This window comes from Streptomyces sp. NBC_01439 (assembly GCF_036227605.1).
Lineage (GTDB): Bacteria > Actinomycetota > Actinomycetes > Streptomycetales > Streptomycetaceae > Streptomyces.
The window spans coordinates 8,554,919-8,574,930 of record NZ_CP109487.1 but is presented as its reverse complement, the minus strand read 5'-3'; the positions used below and the strand labels follow the sequence as shown (position 1 = coordinate 8,574,930).

The 20,012-nt window shown below is 74.0% G+C and carries 18 protein-coding genes; 6 read left to right on the top strand and 12 right to left on the bottom strand.

The genetic code is table 11. The annotated features are described in order from the left end of the window. Window positions 1–45: 45 nt before the first annotated feature. Complete coding sequence (locus tag OG207_RS38965) at window positions 46–1,524, top strand: DEAD/DEAH box helicase (RefSeq protein WP_402694158.1); 1,479 nt, start codon at window positions 46–48, stop codon at window positions 1,522–1,524. Between the two features lie 68 nt (window positions 1,525–1,592). On the opposite strand, the gene OG207_RS38960 is transcribed toward OG207_RS38965, so the two are convergent. From OG207_RS38960 to OG207_RS38915, 10 genes are all read right to left on the bottom strand, one after another. Further along, window positions 1,593–2,528: a class I SAM-dependent methyltransferase gene (locus tag OG207_RS38960; RefSeq protein ID WP_402694159.1), complete on the bottom strand. Its 936-nt coding sequence runs from the start codon at window positions 2,526–2,528 to the stop codon at window positions 1,593–1,595. A gap of 318 nt (window positions 2,529–2,846) precedes the next feature. Continuing rightward, window positions 2,847–3,191, bottom strand: a complete 345-nt coding sequence (locus OG207_RS38955; protein WP_329105659.1) for a GNAT family N-acetyltransferase — start codon at window positions 3,189–3,191, stop codon at window positions 2,847–2,849. Window positions 3,192–3,285: 94 nt separating this feature from the next. Further along, window positions 3,286–3,561 (bottom strand): hypothetical protein, encoded by a 276-nt coding sequence (locus tag OG207_RS38950; protein WP_329105657.1) that lies wholly within the window; start codon window positions 3,559–3,561, stop codon window positions 3,286–3,288. A 272-nt stretch (window positions 3,562–3,833) separates the two neighbouring features. After that, entirely contained in the window at window positions 3,834–4,286 is a 453-nt protein-coding gene (locus tag OG207_RS38945) for a GNAT family N-acetyltransferase (RefSeq protein ID WP_329105655.1), read from the bottom strand. Between the two features lie 51 nt (window positions 4,287–4,337). Beyond that, complete coding sequence (locus tag OG207_RS38940) at window positions 4,338–4,877, bottom strand: hypothetical protein (RefSeq protein WP_329105653.1); 540 nt, start codon at window positions 4,875–4,877, stop codon at window positions 4,338–4,340. A gap of 60 nt (window positions 4,878–4,937) precedes the next feature. Further along, on the bottom strand, window positions 4,938–5,585 hold the full coding sequence (locus tag OG207_RS38935; protein ID WP_329105651.1) for a GNAT family N-acetyltransferase: 648 nt from the start codon (window positions 5,583–5,585) through the stop codon (window positions 4,938–4,940). 5 nt (window positions 5,586–5,590) lie between these two features. Then, complete coding sequence (locus OG207_RS38930; protein WP_329105649.1) at window positions 5,591–6,325, bottom strand: SDR family oxidoreductase; 735 nt, start codon at window positions 6,323–6,325, stop codon at window positions 5,591–5,593. A gap of 146 nt (window positions 6,326–6,471) precedes the next feature. Further along, a complete protein-coding gene (locus tag OG207_RS38925) occupies window positions 6,472–6,975 on the bottom strand; it encodes an SRPBCC family protein (RefSeq protein WP_329105647.1) in 504 nt (167 codons plus the stop codon). Window positions 6,976–7,047: 72 nt separating this feature from the next. Then, entirely contained in the window at window positions 7,048–7,656 is a 609-nt protein-coding gene (locus OG207_RS38920) for a hypothetical protein (protein WP_329105644.1), read from the bottom strand. 64 nt (window positions 7,657–7,720) lie between these two features. Next, window positions 7,721–8,767: an NUDIX domain-containing protein gene (locus tag OG207_RS38915; RefSeq protein WP_329105642.1), complete on the bottom strand. Its 1,047-nt coding sequence runs from the start codon at window positions 8,765–8,767 to the stop codon at window positions 7,721–7,723. A gap of 415 nt (window positions 8,768–9,182) precedes the next feature. Here OG207_RS38915 and OG207_RS38910 point away from each other — a divergent pair, with 415 nt between their 5' ends. The 5 genes from OG207_RS38910 to OG207_RS38890 all read left to right on the top strand — a co-directional run bounded on the left by OG207_RS38910 (window position 9,183) and on the right by OG207_RS38890 (window position 17,367). Beyond that, window positions 9,183–10,409, top strand: coding sequence for a DUF418 domain-containing protein (locus OG207_RS38910; RefSeq protein WP_329105640.1), 1,227 nt, complete (start codon window positions 9,183–9,185; stop codon window positions 10,407–10,409). A gap of 68 nt (window positions 10,410–10,477) precedes the next feature. Then, on the top strand, window positions 10,478–10,996 hold the full coding sequence (locus tag OG207_RS38905) for a hypothetical protein (protein WP_329105638.1): 519 nt from the start codon (window positions 10,478–10,480) through the stop codon (window positions 10,994–10,996). An 80-nt stretch (window positions 10,997–11,076) separates the two neighbouring features. Further along, entirely contained in the window at window positions 11,077–12,615 is a 1,539-nt protein-coding gene (locus OG207_RS38900) for a hypothetical protein (RefSeq protein WP_329105636.1), read from the top strand. A gap of 91 nt (window positions 12,616–12,706) precedes the next feature. Further along, entirely contained in the window at window positions 12,707–14,509 is a 1,803-nt protein-coding gene (locus OG207_RS38895) for an RNA ligase family protein (protein ID WP_329105634.1), read from the top strand. After that, window positions 14,509–17,367 (top strand): poly(A) polymerase, encoded by a 2,859-nt coding sequence (locus tag OG207_RS38890; protein WP_329105631.1) that lies wholly within the window; start codon window positions 14,509–14,511, stop codon window positions 17,365–17,367. Before OG207_RS38895 ends, OG207_RS38890 begins: the two co-directional genes overlap by 1 nt. Before the next feature lie 132 nt (window positions 17,368–17,499). Here the strand turns inward: OG207_RS38890 and OG207_RS38885 are convergent, their stop codons facing one another. Both OG207_RS38885 and OG207_RS38880 read right to left on the bottom strand, forming a co-directional pair. After that, a complete protein-coding gene (locus OG207_RS38885; RefSeq protein WP_329108188.1) occupies window positions 17,500–18,417 on the bottom strand; it encodes an NADP-dependent oxidoreductase in 918 nt (305 codons plus the stop codon). A gap of 168 nt (window positions 18,418–18,585) precedes the next feature. Then, window positions 18,586–19,662 carry an RNA ligase (ATP) gene (locus tag OG207_RS38880; protein WP_329105629.1) on the bottom strand — a complete coding sequence of 359 codons (1,077 nt, stop codon included), beginning with the start codon at window positions 19,660–19,662 and terminating at the stop codon, window positions 18,586–18,588. Window positions 19,663–20,012 lie beyond the last annotated feature (350 nt).

The window sequence follows — 20,012 nt, the reverse complement described above, 5'->3', positions numbered from 1 at the left end:
CTCCTTCTTTCTCCCCCTCCTTCTCTCTGCTTCGAAAGGTCCTGCATGAGGAACCCGTCAGCTCATGGGCGCTTCGGTGTGAAGGGCGGTGCCAAGGCCGGTGCCCGGACCCCCGCCAAGGCCCCCCGGACCCTCGGCCCGCAGGGTGAGTTCACGATGCACGCGCCGAAGGAGCCGGCGCTGGCGCCGGTGGAGTCCTTCGCCGAGCTCGACCTGCCCCATGAGCTGGTGGAGACCATGGCCTCGCTGGCCGTGACGGAGCCGTTCCCGATCCAGGCCGCGACCCTCCCGAACGCGCTGGCCGGTCGGGACGTCCTCGGTCGCGGCCGGACCGGCTCGGGCAAGACCCTCGCCTTCGGCCTGGCTCTGCTGGCCCGTACGGCGGGCCAGCAGGCGGACCCGAAGCGCCCGCTGGCGCTGGTCCTCGTACCGACGCGTGAGCTGGCACAGCAGGTGACCGAGGCGCTGGAGCCGTACGCCGCGGCCCTGAAGCTGCGGATGGCCACCGTGGTCGGCGGGCTGTCCATCGGCCGCCAGGTGAGCTCCCTGCGCACCGGGGCCGAGGTCGTCGTGGCCACCCCCGGCCGGCTCAGCGACCTGGTGGGGCGGCGGGACGTACACCTGGAGCGCGTGAAGATCACCGTGCTCGACGAGGCCGACCAGATGTGCGACATGGGCTTCATGCCGCAGGTCACCGAGATCCTGGACCAGGTGCACCACGCGGGACAGCGGATGCTGTTCTCGGCGACCCTGGACCGCAACGTCGACCAGCTCGTCCGGAAGTACCTGAAGGACCCGGTCTCGCACTCCGTCGACCCGCAGGCGGGGGCGGTGTCCACGATGGACCACCACGTGCTGCACATCCACGCGGCCGACAAGGTCTCGGCGGCGACCGAGATCGCGGCCCGGGACAACCGGGTGCTGATGTTCCTCGACACCAAGCACGGGGTCGACCAGTTCGTGAAGCACCTGCGGGCGATGGGCGTGCGGGCGGAGGGCCTGCACAGCGGCAAGTCGCAGCCGCAGCGCACCCGGACCCTGGCCCAGTTCAAGAGCGGGGCCGTCACCGTCCTCGTCGCGACGAACGTCGCCGCGCGCGGCATCCACATCGACGACCTCGACCTCGTCGTCAACGTCGACCCGCCCGCCGACCACAAGGACTACCTGCACCGGGGTGGCCGCACTGCGCGGGCCGGCGAGAGCGGCCGGGTCGTCACCCTCGTCACCCCGAACCAGCGCCGGGACATGGTCCGCCTGCTCTCCGACGCCCGGATCCGTCCGACGATCACGCAGGTGCGCTCCGGCGAGGCGGCACTGACCCGCATCACCGGCGCCAAGGCCCCCTCCGGGGTCCCGCTGGCGGGCTCCGCACCCACCGACGCCAAGGGCAAGCCCTCGGGCTCTGACCTGGCCTTCCGCGGCATGGGCACCCGCCCGGGCCGTGGCAAGGAGTCCCGCAAGACGATCGAGGCCCGCCAGCAGGCCGAGGCCCGCCGCGCGGCCCGGGTACGCCGGGGCGTCTGACACGCGTGCGCAGCACCACGCCCCCGTACCGGACCCGGTACGGGGGCGTGGTGTCAGGCCGTTCGGCGTCAGCGCCTGCGACGGCGGTTGCGAGCCACGATCGCGCGGGTGACCACGGGCGGGAGCAGGTCCTTGGCCAGCTTCCGCCAGCGGACGCCCGGCCTGCGCACGGCGGCGGGGGCGGGGACCGGCGCAGGTGCGGCCGGCGGCGCGGGGTGCAGCGGCTGCGGGGGCACCGGCACGACCACGCCCTGGTCCGTGGTGCGCACCAGCGGGCGGCCTTCGATCATGTCCACGTCGTACCGGAGGTCGGTGCGCCCCTTCAGCCACGCGAGCAGCGCCGCCTGGTGGGGCTCCGGGTCGCCCCAGGTCGCGTAGAGCTTCATGTTCGAAACGCAGATCGGGCGCAGTTCGCCCGTAACCACCGCGGTCCACACGGAGGCCGCGACGCCGGGGGTGTGCTCGGAGCGGTAGTCGTCGAAGACGACCACGGCGTCCGGGGCCGCGACGAGACGCGAGGACGCGATGTCCGTGACGACGTGCTCGTAGAGGTGCGAGGCATCGATGTGCACGAATCGGCAGCTCGCGGGCTTGACCTGGTCGGCGACGACCGAGGTGGGGGCCTGGATCAGCGTCGGCAGCGCCTCGTGGAAGGCCAGGTAGTTCGTCTCGAAGCCGCGCCGCGTGAGCGTGGGGTAGGACTCGCGGTTCTCGGCGACGTTGAAGTCGTCCGTCGCGGGCGAGTCGAAGAGGTCGCAGACGGTGAATTCCTCACCGGGCTGGAGGTACCCGCCGAGAAAGATCGCGCTCTTCCCCATGAAGGCACCGAGCTCCAGCAGGTCGCCCGGCTGCCCCTCGCCGCTGTTCTGACGCGTCAGGAACCAGTCGAAGAGCACCTGGTCGTGCGCTGAGAACCAGCCTCTGACCTCGTCGTACGTGGTGGGGACGAGCGGGGCTGGCTCACCGTCGGGGGTCGTGACGGAAACTTGTGGAACGTGCGACACGGAGAGTCATCCTCCAGCGAAGTGGCATCGGTCTTCACGCTGATACCCGGCCGGGTAACGGCACCCTAAGCCCTGAATCGACGCGTGACGAGATGTGAGCAAGATCTTCCGGTTATTCCTATCCGGCGGCCCCTGGCGCTCCGCGGGTGATGACCTTGAGCGGAACGCCCGACCCGCTGGCACGACGGCCCCGGCTTCGGCGCGCTCGCCCGGCGGGACGCCGAGGGTCTCCAGGTGGCGGCTGCGGTGCCGGTGCTCGGGTGGTGCGGCGCGGCCGGCGTGACGCGGCCGGCGTGACGCGGCCGGAAATGGAACCCTTCACGGGTCGAGCGGCAACTCCACCGGTTCTTCCGGTGGCTGGAAACCGGAGCGCCGGTAGAGCGGGCTGCTGCGATCCGACGGCCAGACGATCGGGGTGTCGAACTCGGCGCTGCGCGCGTGCAGTTCGAGTGCTTCGAGGAGCACCGCACCGATTCCCCCGTTCCGTTGGCGCGGCGTGACCCGACCTCGGGTGGTGGCAGTGGTGTGCGTCGTCGCAGCAGGCCCGCGGCCCTCCTCGGTCAGCCGCGCCGCCCCGGCCCCGTCGATGTCGAGGTACCCGTCGAGCAGCAGCTCGGCGGCGGCCGCGGTGAACGCGGATACCGCGAGGACGAGTTGGAGCACGCCCCGGGACTACGGGCGCGCACACCGGGGCGGACACGCAATGTCCGGCACACCGGCCGGGGCCGGGGCTCCCCCGATGCGTACGGTGGCCGGGTCAGGCCGGTTCCTCGACCAGCCCGAAGTCTTCGGGGAACTCCCGCAGGAACGCGCGGCGCGCGGGATCGCCCTCTTCCTCCGCCATCTGCCCGAGCAGGTCGACGAACTCGCTGCGCTGGTCGTCCGGCAGCCGGTTCAGCAGGTGGCCCACCCACTCCAGCATCTTGACGGCGTCGTCCTGATCCATCTGCTCGTCCTCGCTGCCGTCGATGAACCGGAGGACGTCGACCAGGGCCTCCGTCAGAGCAAGGGTCAGCGACGGGTGCACGGGCATGGATACGGTCTCCCAGCAGGCGGACTAGAGTGTGAGGCCATCTGACCACACCCCACCGACAGCGCCCCCGGCTGGTCCGGGCGCGGGTGGGACCACGGCTCCGTGGTGACAGATGCGCAGTGGGCGCGGATTCGGGGAGGGCTGGCCTTCGGGCGGGTATACGAAGGCACGGTCTCCGACGCGCGATGCACCGCGCGTTCTGTCGGTCGCGGTGCACCACCGCCCGTACCTCGCGGTGCGGCAGCTCGCCCGCTGAAACGTACGGGGCTTCCTCATGGAGCCGTCTCCCGCAGGTCGGGGCGGTTCCTCGGCAGGCCGAAGCCCGCCATCTCCTTTTCCTCGTAGGACAGGAAACCCAGACTCCGGTAGAAGGCGTGGTTGCGCTCGCCCTCTGGTGACGACTCGTGGTCCGTCGACAGGAGGAAGAAGCGGCAGTGGGAGTAGCGCCGCTTCAGGTGTTCGACCAAGGCCCTGCCAACTCCCTGCCGGTGGCTCGCCGGATTGACCACGACGTCCTGGACGTAACAGACGTGCTCGTCGTCGGAGATGGTCCGGGCCAGTCCGAGGAGCGTTCCTGAACCGTCTCGCGCCGTGACGACGAGGTGGGAGTTGGCGAGACCGCGACAGAGTCTGCCGACGTCGCTGGTGTAGCCCTCCCAGCCGACCGAGCCGTACAGGATCAGCATCTCGTCGGCGTCGAAATCGACCTCTTCCGCTAGGAACACGCTGACCTCCGGTGTAGGGGTGCCGCTTCTCGTCGTCAACTCGCCTCCGGTTCAGAACGTGGTGCCGCGGCGCAGGCGTTCGACGGCCGCGTTGCGAACGCGGCGGGTGCGGGCCTCGGTGGCCAGCAGGGTCAGGGCCTCGTACGAGGTCAGCACCCGGACGGCGGTGCGCTGGCACCAGTCGGAGGCTGCGGTGAGCTCCTCGGCGGACCAGGGCCTGCCCCGGGTGACGGCCTCGAGCAGGCTCCACTCCCGCAGCCGGCGCTCGGGGAAGGCCCGCCCGGCGAGGACGCCCGCCATGGCCCGGGCCCAGGCGGGGAACTCCTCGTCGGCGAGCAGGTACACGGCGCGCCGGTCGAGGTGGGTGACCACCGCGCTCTCGGCCATCACCCGGTCGGGATCGGACAGCACCGCGGCCACGACCTCCGCCTCGGCCTCCGCGCCCGCGCCCGAGTCCGGCACCGCGGCCAGGGACTCCAGGTGGCGGGCGTAGCGCCAGTGCTCGGGGGGCTCGTCGGGGTCGGGGCCGCTCACGGGGGCCCGAGCCGGTATGCCCGTGGCGGGTCGCTGCTGATCGTTCACTGGCGCCATGGCCCCCATTCCACACGACCTCGATGTGCAGCCGGCGATCAGGGTGCCGTCAGCGCCTGTTCAGCGGTGCGGAGCCAGCATCAGGGACTCCGCACCGACCGGTCGGTAGCCCGCGGCCTGGAAGGCTCGGATGCTGCGCGCGTTGCCGGTGGCCTGCTGGGACCAGACCGGCTGCCCGTCGGGGACGAGGTGGCGGGCGGCGCGGGCCAGTTCCCGGCCCAGTCCGCGGTGGCGCACGCCCTCGTCGACCTCGACCGCTGCTTCCCAGCGGCCCGCGACGCCGCGGCCGAGGACGAGGACTCCCCCTGCGGCCGACCAGACCCGTACGTCGTGGCGGCGGCGCAGGGCCCTGCGCACGCGCGGGTGGTCGGGGTCGGTCGTCTCCACGAGCTCCAGTGCCGGTGCGCCGGGCAGCGGACCGGCGACGGTGAGCAGGTCGATCGTGTCGGTGGCGCGTCCCGTGCGGTCGAGCAGCGCGGCCAGGAACCGCGGGTTCATGGTGGCGGCCAGCGCGTCGCAGTCGAGGGCGTCGAGGGTCGCGCGGACCCAGTCCGGGTCCTCGTCCGTGAACACCACGGAGTGTGCGGTGAAGGCGATGACGCCCGCGTCGCGCCGGTGTTCCTGCGGGACCACGGTCGTGGCGCCGTCAGGTGGCGGGAACCGCCCCTCGGCGGCGGCGTCCAGGATCTCCGCCAGTGTCCGTCCCACGGCCGTCAGACCTGCTCGAAGTGGAAGGACTTGATGAAACAGTCGCGGGGCTGGCCGATCGCGAAGAAGATGCAGTCCACGAGCGACTGCGACGTGAGCGGGTCCTTCGCCGTGCGCGACGCGCCCTCCCAGGACTCCGAGAGCGGGTCGTGGTTGTCGAAGTCCGGCGGGTAGAGGGAGATGACGCGGACGCCCTGGTCGCGCAGCCTGCGGGAGAGGATCTCGGTGAAACCGGCCTGGGCGCTCTTGGCCGCGTAGAAGGCGGCGTGGGCGTCGGACCGGTGGTGGCCGGTCTCCCCGCAGCCGGAGACCATGGTGACGACGTCCGGCTTCGCCGACTTCAGGAGCAGCGGCAGGAAGGCCCTGGTGGCCAGGACGGTGCCGGTGGCGCCGGAGGCGAGGGTGTCCGTCACGTCCTCGTCGGAGGCGGACAGCAGGTCCGTGCCGTGCTGGTAGCGGGAGCCGTTGTTGACGAGGACGTCCACGTGGTCGGTGCGGGCTGCGACCGCGGCGGCGAACTCCCGCACGGACGAAGGATCGGTGAGGTCACACGGGTAGGCGTGGACCCGGTCCGCGTCGTGCCCCTGCCCGCGGATCTCCTCGCGGACGCGCTCGGCGGCTTCGAGGGTGCGTGCGGAGAGGTGGACTTCGGCGCCCCTGCTGGCGAAACGGAGGGCGAGGGTGCGCCCGAAGTCGCGGCCGGCGGCGGTGATGACGACGCGGTGGTGCTCCAGTGCCATGTCTGCGCTCCTGATTCGTGGTCTATACACATGATCTCAGGTGCGGTGCGGGTCGGTTGGGCCGGGAGGGGGACCGCGGAGAGCCGGGCCGTACGGGACGACCGGGGGCGCGATCGCGGACGCGTACCGGCCCTCCGCGTCGCGCCTCAGACCTCGCCCGCCTCCTGCTCCGCTTCCGGCAGCGGAGCGCCGGTCTCCAGCAGGGTCTTGAGGCTGGACGCGAGCATCGGCCAGGCCCGTCCGCACATGCCGATCAGCGTTCCGCCGGGTTCGAAGTCCTCGTGCCGGATGGTCAGTCGTGCGAGGGTGTCGCCGACGGGCTCGATCTCGTACGTCACCTTCGTGCGGCGCTCCTTGGCCAGTTCGGCCCGCAGTTCCTCGCCGATCCCGACCGAGGCCGCCCACTGGGGGGTGAAGGTGTGCCAGGTGTAGGAGAGCAGGCGGTCCGGGACGCAGTCGAGGACCACCTGCTCGGGGTCGCTGGTACGAGCCCCCCGCTCGACCCAGTCCATCGGCGAGCCCACCGCCCAGTCGGTCTCGAAGCTCAGCCCCCAGTACCGGCGGGTGAAGGCGGGCTCGGTGAGGGCCTGCCAGACCCTGGCGGGATCTGTCTGGATGTACAGGGTGTAGGTGATCGCGCTGTCGCTCATGGCCCCATGCTGCGGGACCGCGGACCGCGGACGCCGGATTTCCCGATCATGGCGGTGACCAAACGGGGCGGGTCAGTACACGTGGAAAGCCAGCCCGCACAGCCCGAGGCCGGCCCGCACCGCGGCCCGCCAGACACGCAGCGGGCCGTCCAGGACGCTTTCGCGGGGCTCGGGGTCCAGCCAGACCTGCTCCTGCGCCCGCGCCCGCTCCGCCGGGCCGAATCCGAAGGCCCGCTCCACGGCGGGCAGGGCCCGCCGCGCTTCGGCGGCGGTCAGCAGGAAGTTCCCGCACCAGCCGGGCAGCAGGACCGCGCGCTCGGGGCCGACGGCGTGGAACAGTGCGCTGACCGGGTGCGCCTTGCTGTGCACCGACACGAACATGAGCTCCTGGTCCGGTTGTCGCTCCCAGACGTCGTCCACGAACGGGAACTCGCACAGGTCGTCGACGTGGCGGCCGGGGCGGGTCAGGTCCTGGAAGGAGCGGATCGCCTCGTCCTCGGCCGGGGTGCAGGTCCACCAGGTGCGGTGGTCGGGGAGCGGGGCACGCTGCCAGGCGGCCAGGCGGCGGCGGGCGTGCGGGCAGCTGCGGTCGGCCTCGATGGCCGCCGCCGTCCGCGGCGCGAGGTCCGCGATCACGGAGTCCTCGTGGCAGCTGATCGACCAGGCGCTGGTGAAACCCATGCGGTCGACGGTAGGGGGCGCCACTGACAACGCCGCGGACACCACCGCCGTCACCAGGGACACCTCAGCGACGGACGTCCTCCCCGGGAAGTTCGGTGGGTGGGGTGCGGGCGGGGACGGGGAGGCCGAAACGGGCGCGGGCGGCGTGGACCGCCGTGAGCTCGTCGTCGCCCGCCCGTCCCCAGTCGCTCAGTTCGCGGACCTGTTCGGGGGTGGCCAGCAGGCGCGCGTACGCCGCGTCCGTGCCCGGGGGGAGGACGGTGAGGCGGGCCGCGGTGCGGGCGTGGGCGCCCTGCTCGCCGTCCCGGTAGCCGAGCGGGACGGCGTCCTCGGTGGCTGCGGCCGTCGGGGGCGGGAGGTGGACGGCGCCGGTGGCCCGGGAGATCAGCACCAGGGCCCGGCCGTCGGGGGCGAACAGCCAGGCCGACAGGTCCCGCACGGGCAGCCGCTCCGGAACCGGGCCCGGGTGCCAGGCGCCGTGCTGCGGGATCCGCCGGGTGCGCAGGACCCCGAGCCGGTCGAGGGCGGTCGGCGCGGTGGGACGGCCGTCCTCGAGCAGGACTGCGCCGGAGCCGTTGATGCGGGCGCGCAGGGCGGACAGTGCGCGGCGGGCGTCGCCCGGGTCCATCAGGGCGGGCAGGTCGGCCGGTTCGGCGAAGTGGATGGCGGTGATCTCCTGGGCCGGGAGGCGGACGGCTTCGATCCGGTCGGGGGTCCAGGTGCCGCCGTCGTAGACGTGCAGGATCTCGCCGGGGAAGCGCATCTCGGGCGGGAAGCCCGGGGTGTCGGCCGGGATCCAGTCCACGGCGAGGCCGCGCGGGTAGCGGCCGTCGACGCCGAGTTCCTCGCGCAGCTCCCGGGCGGCCGCCGCGGACGGTGCCTCGCCGGCGTCCACGGCTCCGCCGGGAAGCAGCCGGTCGGCGCGGTAGTCGACGCTCTGGACGAGGATCCGGCCGTGGGTGTCGGTGACGAGGACGACGGCCGCGGTCCACACGGCGGCCCGCGAGGCCCCGTACTCCGCCGGGGTCATCCAGGTCCCCGTCCGCTCCCGCTCGTGTTCGTCGATCGCGTCGTGTTCGTCGATCGCGCCCTGGTCGGTCAGCTGCGGCATCGGACTCCGTTCACCGTGGGTGGACCTGCCGGACTGTGCAACAGCGGGCACGGCTCCCGGGTTACGGCGCCCGGCCCGCCCTCTCCGACGCCCCTCGCCTTTACCGCCCCTATACCTCCTTATTACTTGGTTATGTACTCCCTGGTACCTTCCGGATGCGGACTGGCGGCGTGAAAGCCGTCGGTCCGACCAGCTTTCAGGCACCGGACGGACCCGACGGACCCAGGAGGGACCCCCACATGCGACGCGCCTCCCCCACGGGCACCGGCACCCCGGCGGAACCCGGCAGGAGGTGGACCGCGACGGGGATCGCCGGTGCGGCCGCGGTGCCGCGGCCGTCGGCTTCGGCGGGCCGCTTCGGACGGGAGACGATGAAGACCCGTTGCACCCCGCGCGACCGCGTGACGTGCGGCGCGTGACGGGCCCGGGCGCGGGAGCGGCGGCGCCGCCGTCCGCGGGGTCCGGCGGCCGGCTGGCCGGGGTCGACGCCGTACGCGGACTGGCCGTCCTCGGCATGTTCGCCGTGCACGTCGGCCCCAGCCCGGAGCCGGAGGGCGCCGGATACCTCCTCGTCGCGGCCGACGGGCGCGCCCCGGCCCTCTTCACCCTGCTCGCCGGTTTCTCCCTGGTCCTCGCCCAGCGCGGGCTGGACCCGGCGCAGCGCCCGCAGGGCTGGGCGGACCGCTGGCGACCCCTACTGGTCCGCTGCGCGCTGCTGGCCGTACTCGGCGTGTGGCTGGCCTCGTTGTGGCCCGGGATCCTGGTCATCCTGGCCTTCTTCGCCGTGTACTTCCTGGCGGCCGAGCCCTTCACCCGGCTGTCGACTCCGGTGCTCACCGTCGTGGCGGGCGTCTCGGTGGTGGCGGGGCCGCTGCTGTCGTTCCTGCTGGGCCCGGTGTTCGGGTACGAGGCGTCCGGGCGCGGGCTGGTACCCGAGGTCGCCGATCTGGCCAGTTGGTCCGGGCTGGGTGCGGTGGTGCTGGAGCTGCTGCTCACCGGGGCCTATCCGCTGGCCACCTACTTCCCGTACGTCCTGGCCGGAATGGCGCTCGCCCGGCTGTGCGAGGTGCGGGAGCGGTCGGTGGCCCGGCGGATGGCGGTGTGGGGCACGGTGGCCGCCTTCGCCGGATACGGCTCCGCGTGGCTCGCGAGCCACGTGTTCGGCGCCCGGCAGCGGTTGCTGGAGGCGATCGCCGTGCACCATCCGGAGGCCCTGGCCGCGGCCGATCCCGTACGGGAGGTGTTGCAAGGCCAGTACGGCGCCGTGCCCAGCACCTCCTGGGACTGGCTGCTGGTGGCCGATCCCTACAGCCAGACCCCGCTCGAGACCCTGGGCAACGCGGGGGTGGGCTGCGCCCTCATCGGCCTGTGCGCGCTCGCCGCACGGCACGGGGTGGGTGCGCGCCTGCTGCGGCCGCTCACGGTGCTCGGGGCGATGGCGCTGAGCGCGTACGTCGTCCACGCGCTGGTGTTGGCCGGTCCGGCGCACGGCGCCGCGTCCTGGTCCGCCTGGCTGGCCTTCAGCGGCGCGGCCCTGGCCCTGACCTGGTCCTGGCAGCTGGTCTGGGCCGAAAGCCCGCTGCGCCGCGGCCCGGTGGAGCACGTGCTCCGGCTGGCCACGCGGGGGCGCAGCCGGGCCTGAACGCGCGCCGTCACCCGTCCGTGTGAGGGGGTTCGGCTCGCGCGGTGCCGGTACGGCAGGGTGGGCGGATGCAGCTGCGCCTCGCCCTGCCCGTGACCCTTGCCGCTCTCGTGTTGGCCACCGGGTGCCTGACGGTGCGTCCCACCGCTCCGCCGGCCGCGCCGCGACCGGCGGAGCCTGCGGCGGCCCGTACGCCGGTCCGGCAACCGGCACCCCTCGCGCTGCCGTTGAGCCCGCTCCCGGTATCGCCGGACACCTCCTTGCCCGTCCCACCGGCACCGCCCGCACCGCCCGCACCGCCCGCACCGCGCGTGCTCCGGGAGGCCGGGCCGGCTCCGGCTCCGGCTCTGGCACCGGCACCGGCGGCGGTCGAACGGCCGCATCGCCCCCACCGGGTCGACACGAAGCCCCCGCGCCCCCGGCGGCCCGCCAAGCGGGTGAAGACCGCGGCTCCGGCAAAGCCCCGCAAGCGGCCGCCGACACTGGTCAAGCCCCGGCCGGCGCCGCAGCGTCCGTACGACATGGCCTCCCTGTGCGAGGCGGCCAAGGGCACGGTGCATCCGTCCATCGTCGCCCTCTGCCGCTGAGTGCGCCCGGGGGCCGCCGCGGCCGCAGTCGCGGGGATACCCTCAAAGCCGCGGAACGGACGACACGGGGAGCCAAGAAGATGTACGAGGCGGGGCCGTCGGCGGTGGATGCCGTGCGGGCGCTCAGGGAACTGGCGCGGGAGCGACCGGACGAGCTGGAGCTGTTCGAAGGGTTCACGGACGCGGAGTTGGACGGTTGGGCCGTGGCGGTGCCCGAGGAGGTGCGGGGGGTCCTGCGGGAGATCGGCGGCTTGGAGACCGAGGACCACGAGTACCGCTTCGGACCGCGCGGCCGTGAGGTGTTCGCCGACGGCTGCTGGACCCTGGGGGAAACCGACTTCGGTGAAGGCTCGCTGATCGTGGGGGTCGGGGGCACCGGCTGGGGGCCCGTCGTGGCCGTCAATCCGTGGGGGTCCGACCCCGATGTCACCGTCGAGGCACCGGACTTCACCGCATGGCTCGCCGGGTTCGCCGAACGGTTCGCGGACGGGGTGGCGGACCGGCCGCGGGGGAGGTTCTCCGTGCCGGCCACCTCCACCGTCGAACTCGCCGAGGGAGCGGAAGGGGGCGAGGGGGACGAGGGGGGCGAGGGGCTCGACGGCGAGCTCGTCGCGCTCGTCGGCCGCGGTGACCCGCTCACCGATCTCGTCGATCTGCACGGCCTGCCGGGCTATCCGTGCGCCGTGGACTGGGAGCCGTACTTCTCGACCTTCCACGACACGGCCGACACCGGAAGCAGCGAGATCCAGTTCCAGATCGTGGGTGAGGGCAGGGCCCTCCTGTTGCGCAGCGTGGTCAGCGGGGACTTCCTCGGCCGGGCCGTGCGCCGCCACCGCGTGCCGGCCGATGCCGCTCGGCGTGCGGTGGCCGAGCTGCGGGAACTGGCCGACGAACGGCCCGGCTTCGTCGTGCTCGATGCGGGGTGCGCCGACTCCGTCATGGACGGCTGGGCGGTACCGGTCCCCGAGGAGGTCCGGACCGTGCTCCGGGAGATCGGCGGGGTGGCGATCGCGGGACTTCCGGCCCTGCGGCTGCTGCCCGGGGCGCCCGAGCACGCGGTGGACCCCGAACTGCACCGCATGCTGGGCGGCGACGGTTCGTACTGGCCGCTCGCCCGGATCGACCACGGGCGCGACCACGCCCTGGCGCAGATCCGCATCGACCCGGCGACCGGCCGGTGGGGGTACGTGGTGTCCGTGCCCGGCAACGGCGAGAGCCTGCGGGAGTACCCGGAGCTGGCCCTGCTCGCCGAGTCCCTGCCGGACCTGCTGCTGACCTTCGCACGGCTGGCCCGGCGGGCCGCGGCGGGCCCTGACTTCGCCGCGCGGATGGCCCGGGACACCCGGTGGTTGTTCCCCAACACCGGGGAGCCGTGGCCGCGGCCCGCCCCGGTTGGTGAGTGGGCCGGTTCGGCGGACCCGCTGCTCGCGGCGGCCACCGAGCTCCCGGACGGAACGCACGCCGCCGACCTGCGGGCCGTACCGATCCCGAGCGACCTGTGCTTCTACCGGGCGGCCGGCTGGCCGTACGCGGCCCGGCTGGAGCGGCTGCACTTCGCGGCGGCCGGCCAACTCGCCGCAGCCGTGCCGGTGCCGCCACCGGTATCGGTACCGGGCTGACAGGATGGCCTGCGGCTGGTGATATCGGGTGGATGCGTCCGGTCGGGTTACCTACAGTGACGAGGTACCCGATGTCGAGCAGGAGCGGACCATGCGCATCCACTATCCCCGTACGCCGCACCTCCCCTGGTCCCCCGGGGCGGCGGCGGACGACGTCCGGGCCGTCGGACTGGCGGGGTTGGTCGGGCGCGAGGTCGTGGTGACCGAGAAGCTCGACGGGGAGAACACGACCCTGTACGCGGACGGGCTGCACGCCCGCTCGCTCGACTCGGCGCACCACCCCTCGCGCGCCTGGGTCAAGGGCCTCCAGGGCCGTATCGGCCCCGGGATCCCGGCCGGGTGGCGGGTGTGCGGGGAGAACCTCTACGCCCGGCATTCGATCCCGTACGAGGACCTGGACAGCTGGTTCTACGGGTTCTCCGTGTGGGACGGGGAGCACTGCCTGGACTGGGACCGGACCGTACGGTTCCTGCACGGTTTGGGCGTGCCCACCCCGCGCGTCCTGTGGCGGGGCACCTTCGACGAGCGCGCGCTGCGCAAGCTGAAGCTCGACACGACGCGTCAGGAGGGGTACGTCGTACGGACGGCGGCCGGTTTCGCGCGCGAGGACTTCGGCCGGTGCGTGGCCAAGTGGGTGCGGGGCGGCCACGTGCAGACCAGTACGCACTGGATGTTCGCGCAGGTCGTGCCGAACGGGCTGGGACCGACGGCCGCGTTGTGGGCGGTGCGCTCGGGGGCCGAGGCCGATGTGCCCGGGCTGTCCGCCGCTCTCGGGATGCCCGGGACCGGCACCACCGGAGCCGCCGGCAGCACCGGGGCCGCCGCCGCGGACGAGGTGGCCGAGGTCGTGGCCCGGATCGACGGGGCGGGGCGGACCGGGGAGGACCGGCTGGCCGGGGTCCTGGCGGCCGTGCTCCACCGCGAGCCGCGGGCCACGATCGCGGCACGGATCGCGGCGGGCCCGGCCGGTATGCGGCTCGCGCGACGGGTCGCCGATCTGGTGGGGCTGTACCCGTACCTGCAGCGGCCGTTCCCGGACGAGGACCGGCGGGCCGGGCTGGTCCGGATGGCCGCCGCGGCCGATCTCGGCGTGCTGCACGCGCTGGCCGGGGCGCTGGCGGACGGGCCGGAGGCGCGGGAGTGCGCGCAATGGTCGGAGCTGTGCGCCGAGGAGGCCGGGCTGCTCGGCCCGGATCCGCTGGAGGCCCTGCGCGCCGGGCTGCGCGAGGCGCTCGCTGGGCTGGGCACGGAGGCTGCGGACCGCTGCTGGGCCGAGGCCCGGCGGGCCTTCGCGCGGGGCGCGATCTCGGGGTCGGCGGTGGAGGAAGCGGTGGCGGCGACGTGGCAGTGGCGTGACGGAACGTTTCCGCGACTAGTGCAGTTGTGCGGGCCCTCGGGCAGCGGGAAGAGCACGTTCGGCCGCGAACTGCCCGGGGTGGACGCGTACATCGGTCTGGACGATCTGCGCACGGCCCGAGGTGCCCGTGCGGACCAGGGGGCCAACGCCGAGGTGTTGAGCGAGGGCCTGGACCGGCTGGACGCGGCCCTGGCCCGCGGCGGGACGGTGGTGTGGGACGCCACCTCGCTCACCGACCAGCAGCGCGGCCTGGCGGGTTCGGTCGCACGGCGCCGCAACGCGCTGGTCACCCACGCCGTGGTGCTCGTGGAGAAGGCGGAGTTGGTGCGGCGCAACGGGGTGCGCCCGCATCCGGTGCCGCCGCAGGTGCTCACCTCGCAGGTGCACCGGTTCAACCCGCCGTACGCCGGTCAGGCGCACCGTACGTGGTACATCGGTGCGGCCGGGGTCGTGGAGGACACGGCGGGCGGCCTCGCGGCCGCGCCTGCGGACACGAAACCGGGACAGGGACAGGGACAGGGACAGGGGCCGTACTGATGCGTACCAGCGAGGAGCTCTACCACCAGGTCCGCTGGGACTCCCGGTTCGATCCGGCCCGGTTCGTGCTCGGCCTGCTCCAGCGCGGGGCCGCGCCGAAGCGGGTCCCGCTGCCCTCCTTCGTGCCCGGCGGCGACATCCCCTGGCACCGGGTGCTGTTCGTCGAGGCGGACGGTGAGCTGGTGTGGGACCGCGCCACCGGCGTGGACCGGATCGATGTCACCGCGGCGGGCCGGGTTCGCGATCCGCGGCTGCTGCGGGCTCCGTTCTTCACCGCCCGGACCCCGCACGCGTGGGACCCGGCGGGCGGCGGCGCCTGGCGGCCCGCCGAGCCGGTGCCCGGGGGCGGGACGGCCGTCGCGCCCGCCTCGGTGCGGCTGCTGACCTGGAACACGCTCTGGGACCGGTACGACGCCCCGCGCATCTCGACCGCCCGGCGCAGGCCGCTGCTGCTGGCCGATCTCGCGGCCGCGGATGCCGATGTCATCGCGCTGCAGGAGGTCGAACCCGAGCTGCTCGGCATGCTGCTGGCGGCGCCGTGGGTGCGGGCCTCGTACACCCTCGGTACGGATCCGGGCGGCCCGGACGTCGCCGAGTGCGGGCTGCTGCTGCTCAGCCGGCTGCCGGTGCGGGAGGCGGGGATGCACGCCCTCCGCCCGCACAAGGCGCTCACCGCCGTCACGGTGGACACCGCGGCCGGCCCGCTGGTCGTCTCGAACACCCACCTGACCAGCGACCACACCGAGAACGGCGATGTCCGGCGGGAGGCCGAACTGGCCCGGCTCGCCGAGGGACTGGGCGGCATCGGGGCCGGGGTGGCGCTGCTGGGCGACTTCAACGACGGCCGCCACGGCGCCTGGGGGCCCGCGGCCGCGCTCGGGATGCGGGACGCCTGGAGCGACGTGCACGGGCCGGCGGACGACACGCCGACCTTCGACCCGGTGGCCAATCCGCTGGCCGCGGTGGGCTCGCTGTCGGGGCGGGCGGCCCGGCTGGACCGGATCCTGCTGCGGTCCACCCCGGCACGGGTGACCCGGGCCGCGCTCCGCGGCGACTCCCCGGCATCCGAGGGGCTGTTCATCTCCGACCACTTCGGGGTCGAGGCGACGGTGGAGTTCGGGGAGCGGGGCGGTGCTCCCGCGCGCCTGGACGTACCGGCGACGGCACGGACGGCCGTGGCATGGCTCGCACCGCCCCTGCCGGAGGCGGTTCGGGAGCTGCGCCGCGAACTCGACCCGCAGGCCGGGCGCTGGCCCGCGCACGTGAACCTGCTCTTCGGCTTCGTCCCGGAGTCCTCCTTCGCCGAGGCGGTGCCGCTCCTCGCGGAGGCGGCCGCCGCGACCGGGCCGTTCCCCGTCCGGTTGAAGGGCGTGCACAGCTTTGGACACCGTGAGGACGCCACCGTCTGGCTGGACCCGGCAGCGGCCGGTGAGGCGCCGTGGCAGGAGCTCCGGAGCGCCCTGGCGGAGCGGTTCCCGGGCTGCCGGGGGCGTACGGGCGATCACCACGGCTACACCCCTCATCTGACGCTGGGGCGCAGCCGGGACCCGCAGCGCGCGGTCGCGGCCTTCGCGGCGCGGCTCGGCGGCCCGGTGGCCGCGCGGGTCGGGGAGCTGGCCGTCCTCTCGCAGCGCGGGGACGGGCCGATGCGGGTCCGGGCGACGGTGGCACTGGGTACGGGCGAGGTCCGCCTGGAGCCGGAGACCGCGGGCCGGCCCGGGACCGCGGTCCCGGAGGAGGCCGCCGGGGCGGTCACCGCGCGCGTCCGGGCGGCCCTGGGCGGCGCACAGGTGCACGTGACCGGGTCCCGCCGCATGGGCTGCGCGCTGCCGGAGGCCGACCTGGACCTGGTGGCGGTGCTGCCCGGGCCGGGCGATGTGGCCCTCGTACGGGACCGGGTGGCGGCGGCGCTGCCCGAGGCGGGGCGGCTGCGGGAGGTGACGGGAGCGCGGGTGCCGGGGCTGCGGTTCCGCGTCGGCGGGCTGTCGGTGGACCTGGTCGCGGTGGCCACCGGCGGGCTGGATCCGGCGCAGGCAGTGGCACGGCGGGCGGAGCTGGGCGAGGCGGCCGCGCTCGCGCTGAGCGCGGTCAGCGACGCCGATGCCGTACGGGAACGGGTGGGAACGGAGCGGCACGCCGCGTTCGCCGGGCTGGCACGGCGGGTGAAGGCGTGGGCGCGGGCCCGCGGGCTGGACTCGGCGCCGTTCGGCGGGCTGCCCGGGCTGGCCTGGGCGGTGCTCGCGGCGCGCACGGTGGAGGAGGTCGGAGTGCTGCCGCCCGACGCCCTGCTGCGCGAGTTCTTCGGCAGGTGGGCCGCCTGGGACTGGCGGGTGCCCGTCTCGCTGTCGGCGGCGGGCCCGGGCGCGGCGGAGGGCGGGCCGGACGCGGTCACGGTCCTCACCCCTTCGGAGCCGGTGCGCAGTTGCACGGCCCAGGTCGGGCCGGGCCTGCGCGACCTGCTGGTCCAGGAGTTGTACGCGGCCTGGGAGCTGCTGGAAGCCGGCCCCGTGGACGCCGTGTGGGCCCCGGGGCCACCGCCGCTGCACCGTCGGCACGCCGCCTGGGCGGTGGTGACCGTACGGACGGCCTCCGAGGCGGAGTTCGAGGAGACCTTGGGCCGGGTGCGCGGACGGCTGCGGGCCCTGCTCGGCGCGCTGGAGGAGGCCGGTGCCGCGGATGCGCACGCCTGGCCCCGGCCCTTCGAGTCGGGCCCGGCCCTGGCCTGCTACGCGATCGGCCTCGGCGCGGCTCCGCCGGACGCGGCGCGCCTGGCCTCCCTGGCCGGCCCCTGGCGGACCGGCCTGGCGGGGGTCGAGGTCTCCTGGGCGGCCGGCGGCGAGGTGCCGGACCTGGTGTGAGGAGTGAGCGCGCAGGGGTCCGGGGTCACGGGTCCGGGGTCACGGGTCCGGGGTCACGGGTCCGGGGTCACGGGGCCGGGGTCACGGGTCCGGGGTCACGGGTCCGGGGTCACGGGTCCGGGGTCACGTGGATCAGATCTCGATGATGATCTTCCCTGCCGTGTGACCTCCCTGGCTCAGCTCGAAGGCGGCCGCCAGCTCGCCCAGCGGGAAGGTCGTCGCGACCGGCACCTTCAGCTGTCCGCTGTCGGCGAGCCGCCCCAGTTCGGCCAGGTCGCTACCGACCGGGCGGACCCACATCCACTCGCCGCCCGCACCGAGCACACTGGGGTCGGCGATGGATGCGTGCCGGCCGTCGTCGTGCAGCACCTCCCGGGTGACGGCGCCGACGCCGCCGACGAAGTCCGCGACGACCGTGGGGCCGTCGGGTACGAGGGCCCGTACGCGCGCGGCGAGCCCGTCCCCGTACTCGACGGGTTCGGCGCCGAGTTCGCGTACCCGGTCGTGGTTGCGCGGGGAGGCGGTGCCGATGACCCGGGCGCCCAGTGCGCGGGCGATCTGCACGCCGAAGGAGCCGACGCCGCCCGCCGCGCCGTGGATGAGGACGGTGTCGTCCTTGCCGGTGCCCAGGCGGGTGAGCAGCTGGTAGGCGGTGAGCCCGGCGAGCGGGAGTCCGGCGGCCTCGGCCCAGGTGAGGGAGGTGGGCTTGTGCGCGAGGGCGCGCACGGGGACGGTGACGAACTCGGCGAAGGTCCCGCCGTGCACGTAGTCCTTGCGGGCGTACGCGATGACCTCGTCGCCCTCGGCGTATTCGGGGGTGTCGATGCCGACCCGCTCGACGGTGCCGGACACGTCCCAGCCGGGGACCACCGGGTAGACCACGTCCATCAGGGGGTCGAGCCCGCCCGCCATGATCTTCCAGTCGACGGGGTTGACCGCGGCGCACTTGACCCGGACGAGGACCTCACCGGGTCCGACCTTGGGCATCGGCAGCCGGGTCTCGGAGAGCACCTCCGTCCCGCCGTACGTCTCGTACGCCATCGCCCGCATGGTTTCCTGGCTGCTGCCGCCCGACTGGGACATGTACCCGGCCTCTCCGTGTGCTGGTGGAACCCGCCCCTGGCCCATCCCACCATGCACGAAGCGCCCGCCCCACGAAGCGGGGCGGGCGCGGCGCGGCGCGGCGCGGCGCGGCAGAGCGCGGCAGGGCGCGGGGGCTCACTCGTACTCGGTGCCGCCCTTGCGGGTCAGGTACGCCGGGCTAACCGCCTTGGCGATGGCGCGGCCGCCCGTGACCGGGCTGTACCGTTCCGCCGACGGCCGGATGACGACACCCTCCCGCAGGTGCACGGCCTTGCCGGAGACGGTCTCGCGGCCGCTCGCCAGTTCCAGCACCGTGTCGAGGTCGTACGGGCCCTCGTACAGCCGTGGTACCAGCGGAAGCTCACCGTCCGTCAGGACGGCGGCCGGGTCCAGCCAGCACGTCTGCCCGTCGATCTCGGCGGAGACGTCGAAGACGGCGTATCCGGGTGGCGCGTCGGCGGTACGGACGTCGGTCCCGTACGACAGGTCCTGGACGCCCTTGCCGTACACCTCGCCGAAGATCCCGACCCGGGTCGCGCCGAGGCGGTGGGCCAGGGCGGCCGCGACGGCCGCCACGCCGTGCCCGCGTACGGCCCGCCAATAGAGGTTGCGCTCGTCCTCCTTGAGCGCCAGGCCCTTCGAGCCGAACCCCTTGGAGGAGACGAAGGACCGCTCGCCCTCGGCCACGTACGTGAACAGGCAGGCGGTGCCGTGCAGTTTCTCGGTGAGGACGACCGGCTCGCCGGGCTCGAAGATATGCGGGTAGCGCTGGAGGTTCTCGATGTCGACCCACGGCATCAGGTCGGCGGCGGCTTCGACGTCACCGTTCATGGTCGTGGGTATGGGCGGGGCCCATTTGGTGATGCCGAGCAGTTCCGCGAAGTCCGTCCCTTCCTCGGCCGCCTGCGCCAGGTCCACGTCGGCGAGCGCGCGCGGCCGGCACACCAGTCCTTGCGAGAGTTCGCCGCGCAGCCGTACCGCCTTGACCCGGTCGGCGGAGCCGCCCGCGAGCCGCCCGGTGAGGCCGAGCTCCTCGATCAGATCCGCCGGCAGCACCGCCTGTTCGGGGATGTAGACCGCGTACTCACCCGTGCGGTAGGCGTCCTTGGCGATCACGGCGCGATACAGGCCCACCTGGGCCAGTTCCAGCGCATCCGCGTTCGGGTGCTCGTGGACGGTCAGTTCTTCGGCGGTGACGCGCAGGGTCGACATGGGACGGCTCCAACAGTGATCGGGGACACGGACGACGCCCGGTGGTGCGGTGCGTCGGTGACGACCACTCTGCTTCTGGCCATTTCCGCTGGTCCAGCGAATATCACGGTGTTAGCCTGCCCGCCCCGGCGCGCCGCTGGCGCCCCTGGCGTCGCTGCGCCCCTGGCGTCGCTAGTGCTGTGACCGGAAAGGTTCACCGGCTCACGACGCCCGGTACGGCGCCTCGCCGCGTTGTCGGACCGCGCAAGTACGTCCAGTACGAGCCGCTGTCCTCCGCCTTGCGATGCACCGCACCGAACGCCGCGAACCGGCAAACCTTTCCGGCCACAGCACTAGGGCGCCGCTGTCCC

Excerpts from the sequence above, each read along its gene's own strand:
- OG207_RS38965 (WP_402694158.1), top strand. The coding sequence starts at position 46 with ATGAGGAACCCGTCAGCTCATGGGCGCTTCGGTGTGAAGGGCGGTGCC.
- OG207_RS38950 (WP_329105657.1), bottom strand. The coding sequence starts at position 3,561 with ATGCCCGTGCACCCGTCGCTGACCCTTGCTCTGACGGAGGCCCTGGTC.
- OG207_RS38940 (WP_329105653.1), bottom strand. The coding sequence starts at position 4,877 with ATGGCGCCAGTGAACGATCAGCAGCGACCCGCCACGGGCATACCGGCT.
- OG207_RS38930 (WP_329105649.1), bottom strand. The coding sequence starts at position 6,325 with ATGGCACTGGAGCACCACCGCGTCGTCATCACCGCCGCCGGCCGCGAC.
- OG207_RS38925 (WP_329105647.1), bottom strand. The coding sequence starts at position 6,975 with ATGAGCGACAGCGCGATCACCTACACCCTGTACATCCAGACAGATCCC.
- OG207_RS38920 (WP_329105644.1), bottom strand. The coding sequence starts at position 7,656 with ATGGGTTTCACCAGCGCCTGGTCGATCAGCTGCCACGAGGACTCCGTG.
- OG207_RS38915 (WP_329105642.1), bottom strand. The coding sequence starts at position 8,767 with ATGCCGCAGCTGACCGACCAGGGCGCGATCGACGAACACGACGCGATC.
- OG207_RS38905 (WP_329105638.1), top strand. The coding sequence starts at position 10,478 with ATGCAGCTGCGCCTCGCCCTGCCCGTGACCCTTGCCGCTCTCGTGTTG.
- OG207_RS38900 (WP_329105636.1), top strand. The coding sequence starts at position 11,077 with ATGTACGAGGCGGGGCCGTCGGCGGTGGATGCCGTGCGGGCGCTCAGG.
- OG207_RS38895 (WP_329105634.1), top strand. The coding sequence starts at position 12,707 with ATGCGCATCCACTATCCCCGTACGCCGCACCTCCCCTGGTCCCCCGGG.
- OG207_RS38890 (WP_329105631.1), top strand. The coding sequence starts at position 14,509 with ATGCGTACCAGCGAGGAGCTCTACCACCAGGTCCGCTGGGACTCCCGG.
- OG207_RS38885 (WP_329108188.1), bottom strand. The coding sequence starts at position 18,417 with ATGCGGGCGATGGCGTACGAGACGTACGGCGGGACGGAGGTGCTCTCC.
- OG207_RS38880 (WP_329105629.1), bottom strand. The coding sequence starts at position 19,662 with ATGTCGACCCTGCGCGTCACCGCCGAAGAACTGACCGTCCACGAGCAC.